Source organism: Anaeromyxobacter sp. (assembly GCA_016718565.1).
Classification (GTDB): Bacteria; Myxococcota; Myxococcia; order Myxococcales; family Anaeromyxobacteraceae; genus JADKCZ01.
This window is the reverse complement of sequence record JADKCZ010000016.1, coordinates 1-9,757: the sequence shown is the minus strand read 5'-3', so window position 1 is coordinate 9,757 and position 9,757 is coordinate 1. Positions and strand designations below refer to the sequence as shown.

Annotated in this window: 3 protein-coding genes and 5 pseudogenes; 7 read left to right on the top strand and 1 reads right to left on the bottom strand. The window is 76.1% G+C overall.

Going from position 1 to position 9,757, the window contains the following annotated elements; translation table 11 throughout:
- Positions 1–98: 98 nt before the first annotated feature.
- From IPO09_18965 to tsaE, 4 pseudogenes are all read left to right on the top strand, one after another.
- Positions 99–879: pseudogene (locus tag IPO09_18965) on the top strand (pyridoxine 5'-phosphate synthase).
- Positions 876–1,266, top strand: a pseudogene (locus IPO09_18960) (ACP synthase). The pseudogenes IPO09_18965 and IPO09_18960 overlap by 4 nt, the downstream one beginning before the upstream one ends.
- Before the next feature lie 20 nt (positions 1,267–1,286).
- Positions 1,287–2,809, top strand: a pseudogene (locus tag IPO09_18955) (NAD(P)H-hydrate dehydratase).
- A pseudogene (gene tsaE / locus IPO09_18950) lies at positions 2,797–3,287 on the top strand (tRNA (adenosine(37)-N6)-threonylcarbamoyltransferase complex ATPase subunit type 1 TsaE). Before IPO09_18955 ends, tsaE begins: the two co-directional pseudogenes overlap by 13 nt.
- A gap of 612 nt (positions 3,288–3,899) precedes the next feature.
- Here tsaE and IPO09_18945 read toward each other — a convergent pair.
- Entirely contained in the window at positions 3,900–5,825 is a 1,926-nt protein-coding gene (locus tag IPO09_18945; protein MBK9519377.1) for a PAS domain-containing protein, read from the bottom strand.
- A 132-nt stretch (positions 5,826–5,957) separates the two neighbouring features.
- On the opposite strand from IPO09_18945, the gene IPO09_18940 reads away from it, so the two are divergent.
- From IPO09_18940 to IPO09_18930, 3 genes and pseudogenes are all read left to right on the top strand, one after another.
- Positions 5,958–6,632, top strand: coding sequence for a DUF4140 domain-containing protein (locus IPO09_18940; GenBank protein ID MBK9519376.1), 675 nt, complete (start codon positions 5,958–5,960; stop codon positions 6,630–6,632).
- 7 nt (positions 6,633–6,639) lie between these two features.
- Complete coding sequence (locus IPO09_18935) at positions 6,640–7,338, top strand: DUF4139 domain-containing protein (GenBank protein MBK9519375.1); 699 nt, start codon at positions 6,640–6,642, stop codon at positions 7,336–7,338.
- Positions 7,339–8,482: 1,144 nt separating this feature from the next.
- A pseudogene (locus IPO09_18930) lies at positions 8,483–9,354 on the top strand (phosphatidylserine decarboxylase).
- Positions 9,355–9,757 lie beyond the last annotated feature (403 nt).

Below are 9,757 nucleotides of genomic sequence, written 5' to 3'. Positions count from 1 at the left end.
GGCGCTGGGCGCCCCGGGCGGGTGCTGCGCGCGCCTCCGGCACCGAGAAACGCGCTGCGCGTGCTGGTGGAGGCCCGACGCGGCCCGGGTGAGGGGCTATCGCCGATGCGCCATCGCCGCCGAGATCAGCCGGGCGATGGGGGCAGGATCCATCATGCCAGCCAGACTGGGGAGTCAACGTCGATCACGTCGCCACGCTGCGGCAGGTGCGCCGCGCCGCCTACCTGACTCCGGTGGCGGCCGCGCTTCATGGCCGAGCTGGCGCCGACCAGATCACCATCCACCTGCGCGAGGATCGGCGGCACATCCAGGACCGCGACCTGCAGGTGCTGTGGCGCACCGTCACCACCCGCCTCAACCTGGAGATGGCGGCGCCGCAGGAGATCGTCAAACTGCCCATGAGTTTAAGCCCGACATGGTGACCTGGTGCCCGAGCGGCGCGAAGAGGTCGACCACCGAGGGCGGGCTGACGTGGTGAACTGGAGGGGAGCCGGTCGCCAGGGTCGTGAAGACGCTTCGCTAGACGCCGACATCGAGGTCTCGCCTTTCATCGATCCGATCTCGACCAGGTCAAGGCGGCCCACCGGGCCGAGGCCCACGCCGAGGCGCTGCACACCGGCCGCTACTGCGACGCCTGGCTGGCGCCCGACCGGCGCCGGAGCTGAACCGCATCCTCGACGCGTGCAAGCCGGTCGCCAAGCTGGCCGTGGGGTGGCGGCCGGGCCACGGCCTCAACTACCGAACGTGCGTTGGTGGCGCGCCATCGCCGAGATCGAGGAGCTCAACATCGGCCACGCCATCGTGGCCCAGGCGGTGCTGGTGGGCTTGGAGCGGGCGGTACGCGAGATGAAGGGGCTGCTGCGGTGGGCGCGCCCATGATCGTCGGCGCCCTGCACGGTCCGGTGGAGATCGGGCGGCTGGCCCGTATCCTGGACCGGCCGCCGGGCTGGGCCGAGCGCTTCCTGCAGCGGATCTTTCACCCCGGCCGAGCGGGCCACCCTCGAGCCGCGCCGCGACCGGGCTACCGCCGCTCACGCGGCGCGCTGGGCGGTTGGGCGGGGTGGCTTGGCAGGGGCGCTGGGCAGCGCGCCCGGGGCCCGCTGGAACGACTTCGAGGTGGGGCGGGCCGAGGGCGGCGCGCCGCGGCTGGTGCTGGCCGGCGCGGCTGCCGAGGCCGCCCGGGCCAAGGGGGCGACCCGGCACCACCTGACCCTGACGCACGACGGGGGCATGGCGGCGGCCACGGTGATCCTGGAGGCGCCGTGAGGCTGGTGGGGGCCGCCGAGATGCGCGCCATCGACCGCGCCGCCATCGACGGGCTGGGCGTCCCCGCGCTGGCGCTCATGACCCGGGCCGGCGCGGCGGTGGCCGCGGCCGCGGCGGCGCTGGCCGGCCCCGGCGGCCGCTGCGTGGTGGTGTGCGGCGGCGGCAACAACGGCGGCGACGGCTGGGTGGCGGCCAGGCTGCTGCGGCAGGCCGGCCGCGAGGCGCGGGTGCTCACGGTGGTGGACCCCGGCGCGCTGGTGGGCGACGCCGCGGCGGTGGCGGCGCAGGCGCAGCAGGCCGGCGTTCCCTGGGCGCCGCTGGCCCCCGACGCGCCGCTCCCGGCCGGGCCGGGCGACGTGGTGATCGACGCCCTGCTCGGCACCGGGCTGGCCCGCCCACCGCAGGGGGCCTTCGCCGCCGCCATCGCCCGCATCGCCGAGGCCCGCGCCGCCGGGGCCCGGGTGCTGGCGGTGGACGTGCCCTCCGGCCTGTCGGCCGACACCGGCCGCCCGCTCGGCCCGTGCGTGGCGGCCGACGCCACCGTGACCTTCGCCTTCCAGAAGCGCGGCCTGGTGCTGGCGCCCGGGGCCGCGCTGGCGGGGGTGGTCACGGTGGCGGACATCGGCATCCCGGCGGCGGCGGCGGACCAGGTGGAGGCCAGCTGCGAGCTGCTGGAGGAGGCGGCGGCCCGGGCGCTGGTGCCGGCGCGCGGCGCCGACGCCCACAAGGGCGACGCCGGGCGGCTGCTGGTGGTGGCCGGCTCGGCCGGCAAGGCGGCGCGTGGCCCACCTGGCGCTGACCGGGGCCCTGCGCGGCGGCGCGGGGCTGGTGACCCTGGCGGCCCGCGCCGAGGTGCTCGGACCGGCCCTGGCCGGCCGGCCGGAGGCGATGAGCGTGGCGCTGGCCGGACAGGGGGGGCTGGGCCAGGCCGACCTCCCGGCGCTGCTGGCGGCCGGGCGCGACGCCGACGCGCTGGTGCTGGGGCCGGGCATCCCGCGCGGCGAGGGGACGGGCGCCCTCCTGCTGGCCCTGCTCGAGGCGCTGGCGGTGCCCGCGGTGCTCGACGCCGACGCCCTCAACGCCCTGGCGGCGCTGCCGGGGTCGCTGGGCCGGCTGGCGGCGCTGCCGGCGCCGGTGGTGCTGACGCCGCACCCCGGTGAGATGGCCAGGCTGTGCGGGCTGGAGGTGGCTGCGGTGCAGGCCGACCGCGCCGTCGGCTTGGCGGCGGCAGCGGGCGCGGGCCTGGGGCGTGGTGGTGGTGCTGAAGGGCGCGGGCACCGTGGTGGCGGCCCCGGCCGGGCCGGCGGCCCTGGTGCCGACCGGCAACGCGGGGCTGGCCACCGGCGGCACCGGCGACGTGCTGGCCGGGCTGTGCGGCGCCTTGCTGGCGGGAGGGCTGCCGGCCTTCGACGCAGCGCGGGCCGCGGCCTGGGTGCACGGCGCCGCGGGCGACCTGGTGGCGGCCCGGCTGGGGCAGCGCGGCCTGGTGGCCGGCGACCTGGGCGAGGCCATCGGCCAGGTGTGGGCTCGATGGGGCCGGTAGCCTCCGGCGCGCCGCGCGTGCTGCTGACCCGCTCCGCCCCGGCCACGGCGCGGCTGGGGCGGCGGCTGGGGGCCCTGCTGGCGTCGGGCGACGTGGTGGCGCTGGTGGGTGACCTCGGCGCCGGCAAGACCCAGCTGAGCCGCGGCGCCTGCGAGGGCGCGGGGGTGGCGCCGGGCGACGTGTCGTCGCCCACCTTCGCCATCGTGCAGACCTACCGGGGCCGGCTCCCATCCACCACGCCGACCTGTACCGGGTGGGCGACCTCGACGAGCTCTACGCCACCGGCTTCATGGACCTGGTGGGCGGCGAGGGGGCGCTGCTGGTGGAGTGGGCCGACCGGGTGGCGGGCTGGCTGCCGCCCGAGCACCTGCTGGTGACGCTCGAGGAGGTCGCGGGCCACCCCTCGTCGCGCCGCCTCACCCTGCGGGCGGTGGGCGTGCGGCACCAGGCGCTGGCGGCGGCGCTGGTGGGCCGGTAAGGCGGGACGCCCGGGCGGCTTCCAGGTGGCCGACCCGGCGGCCCTGGCGCGCGTGCAGGGCGACCTGGCGGGCGGCAGCGCCGAGGAGCCCCCGGTCACCCTCTGCTGCGTGGCCGCCTAGGAGGAGGGCGGTCGCCTGCGGGTCTTCCTGGAGGCCAAGGGCCACCCGTTCCACGGCGAGGAGTTCCTCGACAAGAACCGCGACCTCTACCAGGGGCAGCACGTCTACGCCTTCCAGTGCCGCTCTGCCTACACCTTCATGGTCCTGGTCTGCCTCGACTACCTGGACCGGGACCTCTACGGCTCCAACATCCGCCGCATCATCGACCACGCCGATCGCCGGTACTTCGCCAGCCGGCAGACGCTCGACGCGCTCTTCGTGATCCAGTGCAACCCGAAGCCGGAGCACCGCGACCCGCCTCTACTACTTCAACCTGCCGCTGCACCACGAGGGAGATCCGCGCTCGACCCGGGCCCCGCTCAAGGTGCACGGCATCCTGCGCCCCACCGCGGCGGGCGGGTGGCGCCGCATGAGCGGCGACGAGATCCTGCAGGGACCCGACGGCGGCGGGGCCGCCTGACGGGCCTCGGCGCTCGAGGCCACGCCGGGCCTCACCCGCCCGCGGCCAGCGCCTTGGCCAGGGCGGCGCGCAGCTCCTCGAGCACGTAGGGCTTCCGCAGGCTCCCGTGGAAGCCGTAGCTGGCGGGTGTGGCGATGACGGGGTCCTCCGAATAGCCGCTGGAGGCCAGCGCCGCGACGGCCGGCTCCACGCGCCGGAGCTCCTCGAGGGCGCGCCGCCCGCCCATGCCCCCTGGGATGGTCAGGTCCAGGATGACGGCGTCGAGGGGGCGCCCCTGCTGGCGGGCCAGGCGGGACGCCGGCGCCACCTCGGCGCCGTCGCGGACCAGCACCACGTCGCAGCCGAGCCGGCGGAGCATGGCGCCGGCCACGTCGCGGAGGTAGTCCTCGTCGTCGAGCACCAGGACGGTCCGCCCGGTGAAGTCGGAGGGGGTCGCGCCGGGGGGCGCCGCCGAGACCTCGGCCTCGTGGGCCGGCAGGTAGAGCCTGAAGCAGGCGCCGCGCCCGGGCTCCGAGGAGACCTCCACGGCGCCGCCGTGCTTCTTCATGATGGAGTGGACGCTGGCCAGGCCGAGCCCGCTGCCGGACTGCTTGGTCGTGAAGAAGGGGTCGAAGACGTGCGGCAGGTGCTCGGGTGGGATGCCGGTGCCGTGGTCACGCACCTCGATCACCACGTAGCGCCGGCCTGGGAGGAGGTCGGCAGGGCGCGGCGCCCCCGGGGCCAGGCCCCTCGCGGACACCTCGACGCGGCCGCCGCCCGGCATGGCCTGCTTGGCGTTGATGAGCAGGTTGTCGATGGCCTGGCCGAGCTGCCCGGGGTCGGCGTGGACCGGAGCCAGGTCCGGGGCGACGTCGAGGACCGACTGGATCGGAGCGCCGGTCAGGGCGAAGCGGGTGGTCTCGCGGAGGAGCTGGGGGAGGTCCACGGCGCGCCGGACCGGCGTGCCGCCGCGGGCGAAGGTGAGCAGCTGGTGGGTCAGCCCCTTGGCCCGGTTCAGGACCGAGGAGGCGCTCGTCATGTAGTCGCGCACCACCTCGGGCTCGTGGCAGGCCTCGAGGGCCAGGTCGACGTACCCGAACAGGCCGGAGAGCAGGTTGTTGAAGTCGTGTGCGATGCCACCCGCCAGCAGCCCGAGCGACTCCAGCCGCTGGTTGCGCCGCTCCGCCTCGTCGAGTCGCTCCCGCTCGGTGATGTCGCGGAAGACCAGCACCACGCCGATGACCCGGCTCTGGTCGTCGCGGATGGGGGCGCCGCTGTCCCCCACGCTCAGCTCCGCCCCGCCGCGGGCCACCAGCAGGGTGCGGGCGGGCAGCTCGGTGGCGCCGTCGACGGCCAGCACCCGGGCCACCGGGTCGGGGAGGGGGGCCCGGGTGGCCTGATCCACCAGCCGCAGCACCTCGCCGACGGGGCGCCCGAGCGCCTCGGCGGCGGTCCAGCCGGTCAGCCGCTCGGCCACCCGGTTCATCAGGGTGATCCGGCCGGCCACGTCGGCGGAGATGACGCCGTCGCCGATGGAGCGGAGCGTCACCGAGAGCCGCTCCTTCTCCTGGGCCAGGGCCACCTCGGCCCGCTTCCGCTCGGTGATGTCCTGGAAGAGGGCCGCCATCTCGCCGGGCCCGATCTGGAAGGCGGTCACCTCGAAGGCGCCGACGATCCGGTCGTCCTGGTAGGCCACCTGCTCGGTGCGCCAGGAGAGGCCCTGGCCGGCGGCGGCGCGGTAGCGGGCCGGGACCTCGGTGGCCACCAGCGGGGGGAAGGCCTCCTCGATGGTCCGCCCCACGAACTGGGCGTTGGCGACTCCGAGGATCCGGTCGGCGGCCGGGTTGGCGCCGACGAAGACCAGGCGGCCGTCGGGCTCCAGCCGGTAGAGGTGCATGCCGAACGGCGACGCCTGCACCACCGCGTGGAACGCCCCGTCTCGTGCCGACCCACCGGGCGTGTTGCTGTCGCTGGACATGGACGCCACCCCTCCAGAGATGCGTATCACGCTTGCGTCCGCCGTCGAACCTCGCCGGGGGGGCTCGGCCAGGCGATAGATCGAAGCCGACCGGCGTGCGTTAATCCCCGGGATCAACCGGAGGTCCACCACATGCGCCCGTCCCCCGCCCTCGTCTCGACCCTGGCAGCCATCATCATCGCAGCCCCGCGCCCAGCCCAGGGTGGCGATCTCCTGGCCACCTCGCGGGTGGACGCGGTCACCGTCTACCGCGCCTGGGCCCGGGTGACCCGCCTGGCCCGGGTCGAGCTCCCGGCCGGCGACTCCCGGGTGCTCCTGACCGGGCTGCCGCCGGGGCTGGACGACGAGTCGCTCCGCGTGGAGGGCAAGGGGACCGCCCGGGCCAGGGTCTTCGGCGTCAGCGCCGAGCCCTTCACCGCCGCCGAGGCCGCGGCCCCCGAGGTGCGGGCCGCCGAGGACCGGGTCGAGGCGCTGGAGGCCGACGACCGGGCCCTCGACGACCGCGTCGCCGCGGCGCGGGCCCGCGGCAAGTTCGCCGAGTCGCTCCGGGCCAGCTACTCGGAGGAGCGGGCCAAGAACCTGGCCGTCCGCGGCGTCAGCGCCTGCGAGTGGGCCGACCTGCTCGCCTTCGTGGACGGGCAGCTGGCCGGCGCCGCCGCCGAGGTGCGCAAGGCCGAGGCCGGCAAGCGCGACCTGGCGCGCCGGCTGGCGGCGGCCCGCGCCGACCTCGAGAAGCTGAACGCCAAGCGCGGCGAGACCACCAAGGTGGTGGCGGTGGAGGTCTCGATGAGCGGGCCGGGTCGCTGAGGTGGCGGTGAGCTACCTGGTGGGCAGCGCCTCCTGGCAGCCGACCTACGACGCCCGGCTGCTGCCCGAGACCGGGCAGGTGGAGCTGACCTTCCTCGGCACGGTGAGCCAGCAGAGCGGCGAGGACTGGGCCGACGCCCGGCTGACGGTCTCGACCGCCGAGCCCTCCCGCGGCCTGTGGGTGCCCGGCCTCGAGCCCCTCTGGCTGCAGAAGGCCCCGCCGCCACGCCCCGTGCGCGGCCCCATGCCGATGGCCGCCGCCCCGGCGGAGCTGAAGCGCGGCCAGGCGGTGGAGCTGCTGGCGGAGGGCGACGCCATGGCGCACCAGGAGGTGGCGCTGGAGGCCCCGGTGGCCGAGGTGGCCCAGGGGCTGCTGGCGGCCACCTTCACCGCCCCGCGCCGCGAGACGGTGGACGGGGCCGGCCGGGCCCGCACGGTGACGCTGGCCCGCTACACCCTGGCCGCCCAGGTGAGCCGCACCGCGGCGCTGCGGGTCGACCCGGTTGCCTACCTGACCGCCACCGGCAGAACGGCACCGCGTGCCGCTGCTGCCCGGGCTGGCCCGCGTCTCGGTGGGGCGACGAGCTGGTGGGGCGCGCGCCGCCCGATGTTACCGCCGCGCGGCGAGCTGGTTGGCCTTCGGCGCCGACGGGCGGGTCGAGGAGCGGCGGGTGGGTGGAGCGCCGCCATGAGACGGCCGGCCTGATCCTCGCGAGGACGCCATCCGCTACCGGGCGTGGACCACCGTGAAGAACCGCTCGCTACGCCGCCGCCACCGCGGTGCGCCTGCTCGACCTCGTGCCGGTGGAGCCGCGACGAGGCCATCAAGGTGAGCGTTTCGACGGTACCCCACCCTGCCACCCGAGAGGATCCCCGAGCGGCCCGCGTCCGCGTCACCGAGGTGAAGCTGGAGCCCAAGGCGATAGAGGTGTTGGAGCTGGGCCGTGAGGTCCGGTTCCCGCGCGATGGTGGTGCAGGCTGAGTATAGCGGTCGCAGCCGGCCGGGAGGCGGACCTCATCGCCTCCGGGCGGCCGGCAGCAGGGCGCCGCGCACCACCCCGCTGGCCGTCGTCGGTCCTCACGAAGCCTCCCCTCCGGCACCACCCAGGCCACCCGCCCGATGGCCTGCTGGCCACCACGAAGGCGTGCTCCGGGCCGACGCCGGCCGGCCAGGTTCAGGTCGCGGCCGCGCCGGCAGGCGGCCAGCACCCGGCCGTCGCGAGACCAGGAAGTTGAGCGAGGACGGCCGGCTCGCCGGTCGCGTCGGCCAGGCGCGCCAAGGCGGAGGTGGTGGCGGCCAGGGCGGCGCGCACGTCGGCCCAGGTGGCGCGGTCGAGGCGGCAGCGGGCCGAGAGCGCGACAGGAAGACCGAGAAGCAGCGTTCTCGCTGTCGGTCTTGCTGCGCGCAGGAAGGCGAGCAGCGCAGCGGGCGGTCGATCCGGCCTCCACGGCGGCGCGGACGCTGGCGAACGCCGCCAGCGTGCCACCGCCCCGTTGGGCGAAGAGCCAGCGGCTGAACACGAACGGGTGGGTGTTCACCCGCCACCGGGCCCACGCTGGTGCCGCGCACGTGGGCCACCACCACCCGCGAGCGGGCCGCCCGGGGCGTCTCCACGAAGGCCTGGTCGGCGTGGGCCGTCAAGAGCCCGCGCTGCACTCCACCCGGGCCCCGCGGTGCCTCAGCCGATGCTTCCAGCCGCGCGGTGCCGGTGGCTCTGGAAGTGCAGCGTGTTTCCGCCGCCGCAGATCGCCCCGCAGCGGTCGAGGTCGGGCGGCGGTACGCTGGCCGGTGAGGCGGCAGCAGGAGGCCCCTTACCCATAGCAGCGGCGCTGGCTCGCCGCGGCCACGTCTGGTTCCAGGATGCGCGCCCCTCACGTCCGACCGGGCCTTCATCGCGGCGCTGCGCCTCCTCCCCAAGAACGCCCTGTCGCGGCTGGTGGCGCGGTTCACCGACGCGCCCCGGCGGGTCCGGTGCCGGGGGGCCATCGGCGGGCCTTCGCCCGCGCCTACCGGATCGACCTCGGGAGTGTCCGCCGCCTGGAGGGGTACTCCTCACCTTCGGCCGCTTCTTCGCCCTTACCGTTTCCTGCTCGGCTCCGGCCCATCGCCCCCGGGCGAGCAGGTGTGTGGTCTCGCCGTGACGCGCTGGTCTCTAGGCAGGCCGCCACCGCCGGGCGGGTGGTGCAGGCCAAGGGGATCGACTACGGCGTGGCGCGCCGGGCGACGCCGACCTGGGCCAGCCTTTGAGGGCGCGCCCGGGCCACGCCTTCCCTCTCGCCGCAGGACTACCACACCGCATCCACCCGCTGGCCGCCGCACCTCTGGCTGGCGCACGTGCCGGGCCAGCTCTGGCCCGTCAACGCCGCCTCGGTGCGCAACGCCCGGGCTCTTCACGAACGAGCGGCTGGTGACGCCGCTCGACACGCTGGGCGCCGTGGCGGTGGTCCCGGTGGGGGCCACGGTGGTGGGCCGGGAGCGCGCCACCTTTGATCCTGCGGTGCCCCTGCAACTGACCGGCCAACAGCCGCGGTGGGGCAGGCGGCCACCACGCCGAGCCGCTGCCGGTGGAGAGAGGGCGCCGAGCTGGGCGCCTTCGAGATGGGATCCACCGTCATCCTGGTCTTCTCGCCGGGCAGTGGCCTCGACCCGCGGCTGGCGCCGGCCGCCCCGGTGCGGGTGGGCCAGGCCATCGGCGGCCCGGACGGCCGGCGGGCGCGGTGACCGGCCCGGTGCGCCGGGACAGGTGAGGCCAGGATGAGCGCCGGAAGATCAGCGGTGCGGAAGGGGATGAACGACATCGTCCTGCCCGGCTGAGGTGGGGCGCTGGTAGGAGCTGGAGGCGGTGGCCCGCGAGTAGCCTCGCCCTGTACGCTACCGCAGGTGCAACCGGCGGTGGAGCCGCACGCCCTCTTCGCCCGCGGCGTGGGCGAGGCCACCGCCGACATCGTTCCGCGAGATGTACGTTCCCCGAGGACAAGGGCGAGGAGTGATGGCGCTGCGGCCCGGAGGGGACGGCCGGCACGGTGCGCGCCTTCATCGAGCACGGCGTCTACGTGGAGGGGCTGCAGAAGTGGTTCTGCTGATGGTCCCATGTTCCGGCGCGAAGAGGCCGCAGAAGGGGCGC